Here is a 12,912-nt window from a genome sequence, read left to right as displayed (position 1 = left end):
TTGTGCAGTAAAAATCCATCCTCCTGTCTTTGTCCAACAAGTTAAGATGAATATCGGTAAGTCACATTAATTTCATAAACAGGTACCTAATTGCCTTCCAAAAAATCTATAATATCGACGATGCGATAAAAGTAAGAGCTTGTTGCAACAGCAGGTGCAACACCGCTTAAATGAAACAACACTGCTACTTTTGCAAATCCCTTTGGTGTCTTTAATCTTGATATCTTTTCCTGTATTTCAGCAATGATATCGCCACCAATTTCACGCCTTTTAAATTTAAATTCACAAATAAACAAGGTGTTCGTTTTGGTCTGTATAAGATAATCGATTTGACAGCCTTGCTGAGTCGTCGTTTTCGTCTGCCTATAGGGGCCACTACGCACAATATCGACAGGTGAAATGCCTAATTTTTGAAGCAATAGATGGCGGTTTTGTAGTAGTAGTGCCTCAAGCTGCAATCCCATATGCGTCTCAAATCCCGGTATGGTGGAGAGTGACACTTGATCAAATCCTCCCTCTGCAATAGCACCGCTGTTTGGCTCAATTACTTTGAGATAAAACCTCATATAGGGATCTGAGATCCTATACAGGCTTTGCTTTAAAGGTTTGGTAGTTTTAAATGACCATAAGGATTGCTTAATAACAAAACCAGCTACAACCAGATGATCCATCATTTGGCTTAAAGTACCGCTATGAGCAAATTCTATGCTTTGCCTGATTTCGGATAAAGTTCTAGCACCATCTTTTAGGCTATCCAAAATTCTCTTGTAGGTAGAGCCTTTACCATTAAAGAGATCGTGGAAAATACGATCGAATTCAGTTACAAGTAATCCGGTTTTTTCAAAAGCAAGTTGCTTGATGTTATCATCAGCTGTTACGTTAGGGTTAAATTGCTCCAAATACCATGGCACACCACCAACAATACTAAGCAGTTTGTACATATCATAAGCAGAGAGTTGCATACCGAGTGCTCGTAAAAACTTAGCACTTTCTGGAATGGATAACGGCTCTAAACTAATCGTCAAATTGATGCGCCCAAAGAATGCTGTGCTTTTTAAAATATTTTCCTCAATCCAGGTAGATACAGACCCGCAAAATACAAGCAACAAATGTACAGTTTGCTTATCCCACCAAGCTTTGAGCTTAGGAATAAAACTAAGGTCTTTTGATCCCATCCATGAAATCTCATCAAGCAGAACGATATCACCAGGCTTAATATGAAGGCTCAAATGTTCAAAAGCATCGCTCCAATCGTGGAAAGTTATAGGTGGGATTCTTAGCATTAATGCTAAACCACGTGCAAAATTATCTCTTTGCTCTTGAGCAGAGATGCCATCCTCTGGAGCAAGCCCTGCGAAACTCCAAAATGTTTTAGTACTGGATGTTTTAGCAAATTCCTCTATAAGTCTGCTTTTTCCAATTCTTCTTCGCCCCTTAACAACAATAAGGTTTGGGGTTTTCTTTTTATATAAAGCCTCTAACTGCTCTAATTCTCGCTTGCGGCCAATAAATATGGAATTGGACATGGTAACCTATATTATGCTTAAGATAAGGTATACAATATCTTGAGCATAGTTCTAAGTCAATAAAAAAATGCTCAAGACGATGTTTTTAGTTTTTTTGAGCATTAATACTATCTATCATGCCTTCAGGTTTGGAAGTGTTGCAAATAAAGAGGAGAAATGGATTAGTACCAAGATATGACACCAACAAAAACACACCTTGACCATATTTCCAGAAGTCGAATCATCCTTTTTTAAACACTCTCATAACTTCAGAACCTTTGATGGTTGTATAAGCTGTTTTCATAAAACCTGATTTTGGCTTGATTAAGAACTTAAGCTTATCATGATCGAATTCAATATTATTATTCAAATACTTAATCTCTCTATTTCCAACACCTCTATCTTAAATAATTTTTATCATTTTGCAACTATTAATTAATATTTAAAGTAATTTACTACTTATAAGTTAATAGTTTATGCATTTTTACTAAAGGCACAATACACCTATATTTATTCTTACCTATGATCATTTGCAACATTTAATTAGTAAAATTTTTTACGATATTTTAATTGGCAAATTCACACGTTTTGATATTTTTAAATGGTAAAAATTTAAAGTATTCAAAAACAGTCGTTTTTTTTGTTGCAGTACGGATATTACAAAATACTTGGGTAAAATATTATGAGCATCAAAAAACCTGATTCCAAGATCTGAAATATGTAGATTTTGGGGATGAGCTTTATTTATTTCATGAAAAATGGTTTTAACTTAATGTAAAGGAACTTATTATATTACCGAATGAAAAAAGCAGTGGAGTTGTAATAAATATTGACTTTGTAAATCAATTACTCATTTTCCTAATCGACAAGACGCCTAAATTGTATAGATTAAAAAAATAATTCAATACTTTATTACAACTCCACTGCTTCTTTCTATTCTCTTAATAAGACTTTGTTGTTTTTATGCTTGTATTTAAAACTTAATAATATTTTGACTGTTATTGATCTCATCATTTTTCTTAGGATATTACAACTAACAATTTCCTATTTTACAGTTATAAATAGCGTTTTATTTCTTCAAGTTGATCCAGTACATTTTGAGAATTAAACAGTAAATGTTCCTTCTGTGGAACTTGTCGTTCCAAAAATGACACTACTAAAACACAGAATTCTCTCGGCACTACCACAAATTCATTATCGGTTTTTGATTTTAACCACATTGATAAACTATGGGTAGAAATATCATTAATCATACCCCAAAGAAGTTTTGATACTTCTTCTCGTCGAATAAAACGGTCTTTTATTACAGTCATTTTCATACCTCCATTTCTCTTACAGAGGAATAAAAATATAAAAGATTGATAATCCTTATTTTCTCGAATAATTTGATATTATTTAATATGAAATTGATATTGGTGTGTTTTTTTGCCCCAAAGATTATATCTTTACTTAAGGTAAAATTGCTGCTATTATACATAAATTCTCCTGTTTTAAGGTTGAATGAAAAAGTGAAAATATGAAACCAGTCAAAGTTAAAATATCTTCACTACTAAATAAGAAAAATCAACCACTTTCATCTGAGAGATGAAAGTTTGATCTTTGCGACTAGAAGTCGCTTATCAAGCTAAAGCTCATTCTAGCCTAATATTTGAAGTAAAGTCGGTCTCATGAGCGTCAGTGTGTTTGTTGATATATTCGTTAATCATATCATCTGTAACATTACCGCTAGTTGAACTGAAGTATCCTCTGCCCCATAAATGTCTACCCCAGTATTTCTTTTTTAGTATCGGAAATTCTTCCTGTATTCTTTTAGATGATCTTCCCTTAGCTTTCTGAACAAATTCACTAATTTTAATATGCGGAGGAATATTTGCAAATATATGGACATGGTCGCTTGATACAACGCCATTTTCTATCTTTATACTCATTTCCTCAGCTACCTGTAACACTAGTTCCCGAACACGTTTTTTTATGTCGTAAGTAAGTACCTTATAGCGATATTTCGTTATCCATACTATATGATAACGATGATAAAAAACTGAATGTGATCTTTTGTTATAGTAAGTCATAGACTTATGATGCTACCGCATCATGGCGCATTAGACAAGCTAAAGCTTTTCCATCTGGAAGATGGAGGTTTTCACCACCAAAGGGACTATAAAACGTCTTAAGCCGCAAACTTAAGGCGTTTTTTTTATGCCTTATAAATTAAGCATATAGGAAAAGAATATAAAAGTCAATATTTTTTTATTAAAAAGTCAAAAATCATTTTAAAGAAAGTTTTTGAATGTATCTTGTTTCCAATTCTGCAATTCTTGTCTTATTAGGTTTGTATACAAAAACTCTATCTTTATGTTTTGTAATAAACCCTCTTTCTAACAAACTTTTTATACTAATATGAACAGCTTGTTTAGAAGAGCCCATTATATCTAAAATACCCTTTACTGATATAGGATAATCTGAAGAGCATATTATGTTTAATACTTTTTTTTGCCCAGTAGACAAAATGTCTGAGCTTAAAATAGCATCACTAAGCATTGTTCTTTTAGTCATACTTTACAAAAAGATTTATATTATTAATATATAAAATATTTTTTATCAAAAAATCAATTGAAAACCTTGATTTTAGTAAAATAGTTAATATCCTCATTTGTTATGTAAGTAAAAGCTAGGAGGTTATGTAGAGGATTTTAAAAAACAATAACACAAAAGGAAAGAGTGCTCAACCGCAAAGAAAAGCATCCTACCTCCACAACATGGTAACTTGGAGTATAAGTCTGTATTTTCCCTTGATCAATGGCACTTTTTCTAAAAAATAAAATTAATTAAAATTTTTTAAAAATAATGTTAAATTTATAAAAACAAGAACCAGAAGCTTCAACCAAACAAAAATATTCATCTACTAACAATCTCGTATTAGCTACTCTTATTAATAAAGAGCAGCTAATGATACTTTTAGGTCTTGTGAAGATAGGTTATAAAAAAGGTGGCAATTATATTAGCAAGCTAAAAACACAGGGAATATTTTTAAATTACAGACGAATTTCTGAGATACACGGGTGTAGCAAAAAGCTATCAGGCAAAAAATAGTTAAATTAGAATATGTAGGTCTTGTTCATAGCATAAAAAATAATGCTGCGCACTATGTAATAACATAAACAAACTGTCGTTTTTTTGTGACGGTGCAGAATAATTCTGCAATACAGTGAATTATATTAAATATTTATCGTTGTTAATATTTGTTGCATTAATAAACTTTGTTTTATAATTTTAATATTATTTTCATCAAGTAAAACAGAAAAAAGATACATGAACAAAATTGTTGATAAAATTATTGAAGCACAGCAGTACGCAATCTCAATTCGTCCAAAAGCTGGTGGTTTTCCTATTCTTGCAGAAGTGTTACGCCAAGCAGGTGTTAAGATGAACAGATGGTTTTTGCCATCGTGCCAGTCTATTTATTTAACAAGAGACGGAGCAGTAGTTCAACAAGGAATTCCTATTATAGAGGGTACTCATGAAATCCCAAAGTTTGATCGTAAAGCTTTGATCAGCGCGATCCGATCTGACCAAGAAGGTCTTTGTACTTTTTCTGAATTTCTGCATGCTTCTTGGAAAGCAGGTGTTATCGAGTATGAAGTAGATTTTATTACTAGAAAAGTTACTTATTACGGAGTAAATGGTGAAAGTTACCTTGAGGAATACCCAACTATTGAAATAACAAGATAAAAACTAAGGCTAATCTTAGTAATAGCAATAATTAATACAAAGGTTTTAGTATTCTTGGAGGATGATATTATTCCTTATGAAAACAAACGCCAAGAGTTAACCGGCGCTAATCGTAGTTATGATAATACTGATATAGAAAAATCAGTACAAAAACATCCAGAAAAATTATGGAAAATCAAGAAACAAAAATATAGAGCTATAGCATACTTAGAAAAAGTTCAGCAGGAAAACATAATCCTTAAGGAGGAGACTTCTGAACTAAAAAGCAAGCTAAAGGAAAACAATTTATATGAATAATTATAAATTTTAATGAGTAACAATATATTAGACCTTTGTAAGGAATTATTTAATTTCCAAGATAAGTATGAGTTCATAACTGAATTTGAATATCTAATTTTAGATAGTTCAACACTAATTGATTTCTATAAGAGTGATATAGAAAGCCAAACATCAGGTTTGAATAATTATCAACTTGCTATAACACAAACAACGCTTTTTGAATTTTTAGGTTTGACCAGTGAAAATAAGCTTAATTCAACTAGTGTATATATGAATTTCGGTAATGAAGAGATAAATTACAAATTATCATTTCTAGAAAAAAAAGGATTTTATATTATTCCTAAACTGCACGATTTAGTAAAAGAAGAGTGCTTTGGTTTAAAAACAACTCCAATTCATTGCAGTTCTGTAATAAAGCAACTCCAAAATTGTAATTTGAAAGAATTAATTGAAGGGTACCAAGACCAAAGAGGTTTATGTAAGGGAAATTCAGGAATAGCACAAATAACCAAAAATCTTGAAAACAAAATAGAGCAATTTAAACAAACTATAAACAATGTTTTGCGCAAGTATAATCATACTCTAAATATCCTTTTTCCTAGAAGTAATGGTTTAATAGAAGAAATAGTAAAAAATGATGAATTGTTCAAATGTGAGTTGCCTTTAGAGAAGGCGCAAGAACGAGCAATAAATTTAATTAAGAATTTTGATAAATCATTTGAAATTATTATAGTCTCAGTTAATTCAATAACTTGGATTACACCAGAAAACAAAATATTAGTAAAAAAGTATGAAGGCAGCCTAGAAGAGGTATTACCTTATACTTTTAGATTACTATTATGGAATTGTATTCATTCTGCTGAGACCAAATCTAAAAAAGGGAATGGTATTACCATTGCGAAGCAACTAGAAAGTAACTCTGCTTATGATATCGAAATTTTTCTAAACTCAATGAGCACTAAAGACCTTTTTTTATCAGGCGATAAAGGAGATTTGGAGTATTGTAAATTAATTTTTGGCACTAAACTTAAATTTGAAGCAAAAGCATTAAAAAATAAAACCTATTATTTGTTGCATCTAGGTTTATTATGATAATCATTAAAAGATTATATAGGGCATAAAAAAAACCTTTATTGTCTTCTATCTAGCCAAATGCCTAGGAACTTTAAATTTTGCTTAAAAACCCCAAGCTTTGACCTACAAAGCCAAAATTAAAGGATATAATACCAATTAGTTCTTTTTTATGCCGAAAGATAGGCCTGCGAATTTTTTGTTAAAGTCGCTGACATTTTTATTGGACTGATTTACCACATTAAGAGTTGACTTATTCCAAGCCGGATGTTTACGAAATCTACGTCCATTAGGATTTCACCGCTTGGTAGAGTAGAAGAAGTCAAAAACTCATCTTTACCGATTTTGATTTTTAGGGACTGATATTTTGGATGAATGTCTTTTCTCATGCTGCTACCTTATATTTTATTTTTTTAATTTCTTTTCTAATAGATTTGGCATTATCAGACATCTTAAAGACTTTTGCGTTTAGCATATAGGAATCAAAGCCTCCTGCTTTTTCAATGCTACGTAAGCATCGTGCAACTACTTTCAGCTTATATTCCTGACCCGTTAATTCACTGTGGCACTTAACAATTTTAATGTTAGGCTCAAAACGCCTTCTGGTTTTTCTTTGAGAGTGAGATACGTTATTACCGAACTGTACCCCAACACCTGTTAATTCGCATTTACGAGACATGGTTAATTCCTATTCTTATTTGATAAAATATAAAACTTAATTTTCCAGAAAAAGAATTAGGTAGACGCCGTGATAATTTCTCTTCCTCTAATTTCCTCTTAATTTGTTAATTAAACGATCATTACCACGACATCCCCCGCAGAACCGTGCTTGCAGTTTTCCCGCACACGGCTCTTCAATGGAACATTTGCTATAAAAGCTAGAATTAATACATTGGATAGCATATCCTCGGTGTCGGTAATGGATTCCATTGTAGATATTTTAGATATTGGTCTAAATTCATACTTTTCTTCTGACTTCTACGATTTATCCATTTAAATACAATCAAAAAGATCTTATTATAAAACTGCTGAAGACAGCGATAATTACCGCTAATTCCAAAGTAATTATAATGTCCCGTTAATTTAGATTTGAGTACTGGCCACCATTCTTTAAGACGCAATTTATTTCGTATTTGCTTTAACCACTCCTTAGTTTCTTTAAGTTTCCGACAGAGATTTTCTTTACTGGTCTTATGACCCATAATGAAATATCCTTGCCTACTCTTACCGCAATAATGCGTAAAACCAAGATAAAAGTTTCTACTTTTTCTTTGCCTCTTCGAGCTTGTTTCCATACTTGTCGTCCAAATTTAAGCACTTTTGTCTTTTCTTCTGATACCTCTAGACCAAACTTTTCTAACCTTACGTGAAGTAATTTCAGAAAATTCTTTGCATCTTTTTCACTTTCACAACATACTACAAAGTCATCACAGTAGCGTATTAGCTCCATGTGTCCTTTTGCTTGTGATTTAATTTCTTTCTTAAACCATAAGTCTAGTACATAATGAAGATAGATATTTGCAAGCAATGGACTAATTACTCCTCCTTGAGGAGTTCCTACCTCAGTTGCTAACTGCTTTCCATCCTCAACTACTCCAGCTTTTAAGAATCTCCTTACTAACCATAATAAATTACGATCAATTATTTTCTCCTCTAAACATCGTTGTAGCCAATAATGATTAACATTATCAAAGAACCCTTTGATATCTACTTCTACAATATAGTTAATTGGTTTAGTCATAACCGCTTTGTCTTTAATGCTTTTACCGCATCATGACAGCTTAATTTATGTCTGAATCCATAAGATACATCCAAAAACTCTGCTTCATAAATCTGTTCTAAGATCTTCTTTAGCATAATTTGAACTAACTTATCTTCAACTGATGGTATACCAAGTCCACGCTTCTCATTCTTACCAGCTTTTGGGATATAAACCCTCTTCACTGGTTTAGGACAATACTGCTTTGACTTCATGGATGCCACTAATTGACCAAGCCTTTCTCTTAAATTCTTGCCATAAGCTTCCACTGTCTCACCATCAATTCCACAAGCTTTATTAGCCTTTAGTTCTTGATAGCATTCTGCAAGATTAGCCTCATTTACATGATGTATTAACGATGTAAATTTTAGTTGTTTATCTTGCCTCGCTCTCCTAGCTATCTGATTAAGTTTAACCTGCATCATTTATTATAACCTCAGTGTATTATTATGACTGGTACTTAACCAGGCTTCCCATTGCTGACCGCTTCCCCATGTACATAGCTTTCCTATGCTCCAAGTACTATCAGTCAGTCTGACTTCTTCTGTATCATTTGCCAGTTCTCGCCTGCTTTGACTTGTCCCGACATACTCTTCCGAGAACACAGAAGATCTCCCAAGTTTACGTAAACTCCATCTCATACCATGCCACGGACTTTGACCCCGATAGAGTGAATGATAACTTACCTTAACGCCACCATTCATACTGCCTTCCGCATAATGCAAAAACGTCGGCCTCTATGATCTTGAATATTTCGGAGCTCAATACCTTCACTTTCGTTGCGGCCTGATATGTCCTTACCATTGGCTTCATTGTGTTTGTCACCTCCCACAATGCAATGGTTAGTTCTATGCTGGTGGTTAGCCTTTGCATAGGTCGGATTCTCACCAACTGATTCTTACGCACTTCCCTTGGCGCACTGCATTTTATTCTGCCGGCCAAAGATGCTCCGCTCTACGAGTACTATATATTCAAGAAGAAATATATGATAATTTATGCAATCTAATTAGAGAAGCTACTGAAATATTAAAAATCGGTGACACTGCTGATTTCAGTAACGATATAGGGGCAGTTATCGATCGTAAGTCTTTTGACAATTTAGCTCGTCACATTTCTTACATGGAAAAAGCAGGTTTTACAAGATAAGCCACCTATCGGTGGCAGCTTAAAAGAAGATACTCTTGACCGATAAATATTTATGGAGGATTATAATACTGGTATTTGATTTGTTTTAACTTGAGTTATAAAGACTGAATGTTAGACATACATAAGATAATATATAATTGAGTTATGAGTAACTTGCACTCTGAGCAGCATTTGGTCAATGAATTAGCGGTAAAAACTCTTAAGGCCATTTCTAAAGAGCAAGCAATTCCTTACAGCAGGATCAAAAAGATTTTTTCCGAAGGAGATAAGGAAATAGCCAAGGCTTTCTGGATAATGTTGCGAAAAATATCTCCCAATCATAAGTATAATTCTGTTTACTATTGCCCTGATTGTAAAGAATTTGATTTAGAACGCAAAGGAAGAAAGATTCCTTGGTAAGAAAACATTAACTATAAGTAATTTATGGAAATAGTCGGTAAAGGAATATCTATAAAACATATTTTTCTAGACCGTGGTAATTGGTCTCGATTTCGCTAAAAAATACGGCAAGCTAAGATACGGCATTATTTTCAACGTCACTAAAGTTATATCGTGTGGAACGAAATATTTAGGATTTAAACGTTATAGCTGCCGTGATTGTAACCGCAATAAATCGGTAGCATTCAGCTGTAAAGGTAGGTTTTGTTCTCGTTGTGGTAAGAAACAAACGGATCAATGGGTGAGTAAGGCTAGCAATGTTCTACCAAAAACACGATGGCAGCACATTACATTTACAATGCCGGACTCTTTATGGCCGATATTTTGGCTCAATCGTGATCTGTTTGGATTGATTTCCGGTATTGCAGCAGGAATTATTAAGGAGATAGCTACAAAGAAAAATCTTGTGGTTGGTATATTTACTGCCTTACACACTTTCGGTAGAGATTTAAAACGCAATGTTCATATCCATTTATCGGTTACTTGCGGCGGTATAAATAGCAAAGGCAAGTGGCAAAAATTATTTTTTCCTGCCGAACCTATTAAAAAAATGTGGAGACATAGAGTCCTTGAGTTATTTCGCTTTCAATATATCTCAAGTAATTTGAAGTTGCCGTCCGCATATCAAAATGCTGAGAATTTTAATAACTGGATGAGTAGTTTATACGAAATCAGTTGGTATGTTTATTTACAAAAACCATCGGATGATCATAAACGCAACATAGAATATTTAGGGCGGTATATAAAACGCCCCCTATTTCCGAGACAAGAATAGAAAATTACGACGGAAAGCAGGTAACGTTTAAATTTCTTGATCACTATAATAATACAATTGATCGCATAACTATGCCCGTGATGCAGTTCATAGCTAGTCTGATTATGCATATACCAGATCGTTATTTTCGAATGATTAGGTATTACGGTTTTTTATCTAATAGAACTAGGGGCGTACAATTACCTATCGTATATAAGGCAATTAATCAAATCGTTCATAAGAAAACTAAGCTCATTAGTTGGAGATTAATGATTTGGTTGAATTTTAAAATAGATCCTCTGTTTTGCTATAATTGCAATAAATGTATGAATCTGCGGCAAGTTTATTACGGTTTATCTCCGCCATTGTTATTAATAAGAACCAATGAATTATTATCAACGCCTAGATAACATCATTATGGCGAACACTTCTTTCACGTCTTGGCCACATAATTTGTAAAACTGAACCTATTTTTAGATAGATTCTGGCAGAGATTTTTGTAAAAGTGTTGATAATTTCTAATATTGTGGCTGGTAACTACATATTTATTAAACGAATTTTTAAAAAGCTGATTGATGATTTTTCTGGTTGCAAATTTTGAATTTCCTATACTAAAATATATTCTCACCCACAAAACAGTAATTTAAAAGGCGGAAACTATTTTTACCCTCATATTATAGAAATCAACTCAATTAATGATATTCCCGGGGAGAATTTTGGGCCAATATTACATATAATAAAATATAAAAGTAAAGAAATCGACAAAATAATAGATGAAATTAACAATTATGGTTTCGGCTTAACCTTTGGTATTCATAGTAGAATTGAAGAAAAAATAGAATATTTAAGGTCTAAGATTAGAGCCGGTAATATTTATACTAATAGGTCAATTGTTGGAGCAAAAGTAGAATCTCAACCTTTTGGTGGTGAGAATAAATCCGGTACTGGATTTAAAGCTGGCGGCCCTCACTATTTGCTTAAATTTATGCTAGAGAGAACAACGTGCTTTAACCTTACAGCAATTGGAGGAAATGTGGAGTTATTAAGAGAGCCATTATAAACAGTAAGTTACTGGTATTTTACAATCACTACGGGTTAAATTGTAGTTTGCTGCCCTAAATTTGCCTGCTTTTCTGAAATTAACATTGAGTTATGCCTATTTATGTTTTTTACAAAATTCTAGGTTATCTAGGTTTTATTTAAGAATCCTAATTAGAGGATATATTTTTCAAACTTATTTTTTTCATATTTATAATTTTCAGCATCAGGTAACGGAAGCTTTTTAACTGTAATATTCGGCCATTTTGCAGACAATTCTTTATTAATTTCTACCCATTTTATTAAATCAGGAGATTCTTCTTTAATTGCATCTATCGGACATTCTGGAACACAAACACCACAATCTATACATTCATCCGGATTAATTACTAGCATTAATTCTCCTTCATAAAAACAATCAACAGGGCATACTTCTACACAATCCGTATATTTACATTTCACGCACTCATCTGTTACCACATAAGTCATAGCTATTTATTATTTTTAATTTTATACATAACAATTCTTGCCCTTATTAAAAGGACAAAAACAAAATACATTATAAAAGAACCAAACATAATAAAAAGCGGTAAAAGCATAGATGGGTGAATGGAAGGTCCACCTATTTTAAGGATACTTGCAGGTTGATGTAAACTGTACCAAATATCCACCGAAAACTTGACTATCGGTATATTAATCAACCCTATTATAGCCATAACTGAAGCCGGTTTTTCGGCTCTAAGTAAACTATTACCGCTATTAACGATTGCTATATAACTAATATAAATGAAGAATAAAACAAGCATTGATGTAAGGCGGGCATCCCATACCCACCACGTACCCCAAATAGGTTTACCCCAAATAGAACCTGTAACTAGGGTAATTAGAGCAAATCCTGCTCCAATTGGTGCTGCAGCTACTGCCAAAACATATGAGATTCTTGTTCTCCATACTAAACAAGAAAAACTACAAATAGCTATAAAAGTATATATTCCGAGGCTCATCCATGCGGCAGGCACATGCACATACATTATTCTTACCATTTCTTTTTGCTGGTAATCTTCAGGAGAGGCATATAAAGAAAAATATAATCCAACTGGAATTGAGATTAAAAATAAGCATCCAGAAATAGGTATTAGGTATTTGCTAATTTTTAAAAATAAGTTAGGTGAAAATAATTGATACATAAAGAT

The 12,912-nt window shown here is 32.8% G+C and carries 17 protein-coding genes and 2 pseudogenes; 7 read left to right on the top strand and 12 right to left on the bottom strand.

The annotated features are described in order from the left end of the window. Positions 1-86: 86 nt before the first annotated feature. From N3Z16_RS04285 to N3Z16_RS04265, 5 genes are all read right to left on the bottom strand, one after another. Complete coding sequence (locus tag N3Z16_RS04285; RefSeq protein ID WP_282486875.1) at positions 87-1,526, bottom strand: AAA family ATPase; 1,440 nt, start codon at positions 1,524-1,526, stop codon at positions 87-89. A gap of 220 nt (positions 1,527-1,746) precedes the next feature. Further along, positions 1,747-1,884, bottom strand: a complete 138-nt coding sequence (locus N3Z16_RS04280) for a DDE-type integrase/transposase/recombinase (RefSeq protein ID WP_410519638.1) — start codon at positions 1,882-1,884, stop codon at positions 1,747-1,749. A gap of 676 nt (positions 1,885-2,560) precedes the next feature. Further along, entirely contained in the window at positions 2,561-2,818 is a 258-nt protein-coding gene (locus tag N3Z16_RS04275; protein ID WP_282486874.1) for a hypothetical protein, read from the bottom strand. A 318-nt stretch (positions 2,819-3,136) separates the two neighbouring features. Then, a complete protein-coding gene (tnpA, locus tag N3Z16_RS04270; RefSeq protein ID WP_282485546.1) occupies positions 3,137-3,574 on the bottom strand; it encodes an IS200/IS605 family transposase in 438 nt (145 codons plus the stop codon). A gap of 196 nt (positions 3,575-3,770) precedes the next feature. Then, positions 3,771-4,058, bottom strand: coding sequence for a MarR family transcriptional regulator (locus N3Z16_RS04265; protein WP_282486873.1), 288 nt, complete (start codon positions 4,056-4,058; stop codon positions 3,771-3,773). Between the two features lie 756 nt (positions 4,059-4,814). On the opposite strand from N3Z16_RS04265, the gene N3Z16_RS04260 reads away from it, so the two are divergent. From N3Z16_RS04260 to N3Z16_RS04250, 3 genes are read left to right on the top strand one after another with little or no spacing between them, the layout of a single operon-like run. After that, positions 4,815-5,234 carry a DUF1398 family protein gene (locus N3Z16_RS04260; protein ID WP_282486872.1) on the top strand — a complete coding sequence of 140 codons (420 nt, stop codon included), beginning with the start codon at positions 4,815-4,817 and terminating at the stop codon, positions 5,232-5,234. Positions 5,235-5,288: 54 nt separating this feature from the next. After that, positions 5,289-5,531 (top strand): hypothetical protein, encoded by a 243-nt coding sequence (locus N3Z16_RS04255; protein WP_282486871.1) that lies wholly within the window; start codon positions 5,289-5,291, stop codon positions 5,529-5,531. Between the two features lie 12 nt (positions 5,532-5,543). Next, a complete protein-coding gene (locus N3Z16_RS04250) occupies positions 5,544-6,605 on the top strand; it encodes a hypothetical protein (protein ID WP_282486870.1) in 1,062 nt (353 codons plus the stop codon). A 138-nt stretch (positions 6,606-6,743) separates the two neighbouring features. Here N3Z16_RS04250 and rpmE read toward each other — a convergent pair. The 5 genes and pseudogenes from rpmE to N3Z16_RS04225 form a co-directional block, all read right to left on the bottom strand. Continuing rightward, positions 6,744-6,973 (bottom strand): annotated as a pseudogene (gene rpmE, locus N3Z16_RS04245) (50S ribosomal protein L31). Then, positions 6,970-7,263, bottom strand: a complete 294-nt coding sequence (gene rpmB / locus N3Z16_RS04240; RefSeq protein ID WP_282485645.1) for a 50S ribosomal protein L28 — start codon at positions 7,261-7,263, stop codon at positions 6,970-6,972. Before rpmB ends, rpmE begins: the two are co-directional and overlap by 4 nt. A gap of 459 nt (positions 7,264-7,722) precedes the next feature. After that, positions 7,723-8,325, bottom strand: coding sequence for a reverse transcriptase domain-containing protein (locus N3Z16_RS04235; protein WP_282486869.1), 603 nt, complete (start codon positions 8,323-8,325; stop codon positions 7,723-7,725). Then, positions 8,322-8,768: a reverse transcriptase domain-containing protein gene (locus N3Z16_RS04230; protein WP_282486867.1), complete on the bottom strand. Its 447-nt coding sequence runs from the start codon at positions 8,766-8,768 to the stop codon at positions 8,322-8,324. Before N3Z16_RS04230 ends, N3Z16_RS04235 begins: the two co-directional genes overlap by 4 nt. Before the next feature lie 3 nt (positions 8,769-8,771). Further along, entirely contained in the window at positions 8,772-8,984 is a 213-nt protein-coding gene (locus N3Z16_RS04225) for a hypothetical protein (protein ID WP_282486865.1), read from the bottom strand. Positions 8,985-9,210: 226 nt separating this feature from the next. On the opposite strand from N3Z16_RS04225, the gene N3Z16_RS10925 reads away from it, so the two are divergent. From N3Z16_RS10925 to N3Z16_RS10920, 4 genes and pseudogenes are all read left to right on the top strand, one after another. Further along, positions 9,211-9,489 (top strand): aldehyde dehydrogenase family protein, encoded by a 279-nt coding sequence (locus N3Z16_RS10925; RefSeq protein ID WP_410519622.1) that lies wholly within the window; start codon positions 9,211-9,213, stop codon positions 9,487-9,489. Positions 9,490-9,633: 144 nt separating this feature from the next. After that, positions 9,634-9,888, top strand: a complete 255-nt coding sequence (locus N3Z16_RS04220) for a hypothetical protein (protein WP_282485543.1) — start codon at positions 9,634-9,636, stop codon at positions 9,886-9,888. 73 nt (positions 9,889-9,961) lie between these two features. Beyond that, positions 9,962-11,091 (top strand): annotated as a pseudogene (locus tag N3Z16_RS04215) (IS91 family transposase). A 191-nt stretch (positions 11,092-11,282) separates the two neighbouring features. After that, positions 11,283-11,741 carry an aldehyde dehydrogenase family protein gene (locus N3Z16_RS10920; protein WP_410519637.1) on the top strand — a complete coding sequence of 153 codons (459 nt, stop codon included), beginning with the start codon at positions 11,283-11,285 and terminating at the stop codon, positions 11,739-11,741. A gap of 152 nt (positions 11,742-11,893) precedes the next feature. Here N3Z16_RS10920 and fdxA read toward each other — a convergent pair whose 3' ends face one another. Next, positions 11,894-12,208: a ferredoxin FdxA gene (fdxA, locus tag N3Z16_RS04210; protein WP_282486864.1), complete on the bottom strand. Its 315-nt coding sequence runs from the start codon at positions 12,206-12,208 to the stop codon at positions 11,894-11,896. Between the two features lie 2 nt (positions 12,209-12,210). Next, positions 12,211-12,906, bottom strand: a complete 696-nt coding sequence (locus tag N3Z16_RS04205) for a heme ABC transporter permease (protein WP_282486863.1) — start codon at positions 12,904-12,906, stop codon at positions 12,211-12,213. Between the last annotated feature and the right edge of the window lie 6 nt (positions 12,907-12,912).

It is taken from the genome of Candidatus Megaera polyxenophila, from assembly GCF_029982035.1.
In the GTDB taxonomy this organism is placed as follows: domain Bacteria; phylum Pseudomonadota; class Alphaproteobacteria; order Rickettsiales; family Rickettsiaceae; genus Megaera; species Megaera polyxenophila.
This window is presented reverse-complemented; position numbering and strand designations above follow the sequence as displayed.

Bases quoted from the DNA above. Each gene is read 5' to 3' on its own strand.
- N3Z16_RS04285 (WP_282486875.1), bottom strand. From the start codon at position 1,526: ATGTCCAATTCCATATTTATTGGCCGCAAGCGAGAATTAGAGCAGTTA.
- N3Z16_RS04275 (WP_282486874.1), bottom strand. From the start codon at position 2,818: ATGACTGTAATAAAAGACCGTTTTATTCGACGAGAAGAAGTATCAAAA.
- tnpA (WP_282485546.1), bottom strand. From the start codon at position 3,574: ATGACTTACTATAACAAAAGATCACATTCAGTTTTTTATCATCGTTAT.
- N3Z16_RS04265 (WP_282486873.1), bottom strand. From the start codon at position 4,058: ATGACTAAAAGAACAATGCTTAGTGATGCTATTTTAAGCTCAGACATT.
- N3Z16_RS04260 (WP_282486872.1), top strand. From the start codon at position 4,815: ATGAACAAAATTGTTGATAAAATTATTGAAGCACAGCAGTACGCAATC.
- N3Z16_RS04250 (WP_282486870.1), top strand. From the start codon at position 5,544: ATGAGTAACAATATATTAGACCTTTGTAAGGAATTATTTAATTTCCAA.
- rpmB (WP_282485645.1), bottom strand. From the start codon at position 7,263: ATGTCTCGTAAATGCGAATTAACAGGTGTTGGGGTACAGTTCGGTAAT.
- N3Z16_RS04235 (WP_282486869.1), bottom strand. From the start codon at position 8,325: ATGACTAAACCAATTAACTATATTGTAGAAGTAGATATCAAAGGGTTC.
- N3Z16_RS04230 (WP_282486867.1), bottom strand. From the start codon at position 8,768: ATGATGCAGGTTAAACTTAATCAGATAGCTAGGAGAGCGAGGCAAGAT.
- N3Z16_RS04225 (WP_282486865.1), bottom strand. From the start codon at position 8,984: ATGAGATGGAGTTTACGTAAACTTGGGAGATCTTCTGTGTTCTCGGAA.
- N3Z16_RS04220 (WP_282485543.1), top strand. From the start codon at position 9,634: ATGAGTAACTTGCACTCTGAGCAGCATTTGGTCAATGAATTAGCGGTA.
- fdxA (WP_282486864.1), bottom strand. From the start codon at position 12,208: ATGACTTATGTGGTAACAGATGAGTGCGTGAAATGTAAATATACGGAT.
- N3Z16_RS04205 (WP_282486863.1), bottom strand. From the start codon at position 12,906: ATGTATCAATTATTTTCACCTAACTTATTTTTAAAAATTAGCAAATAC.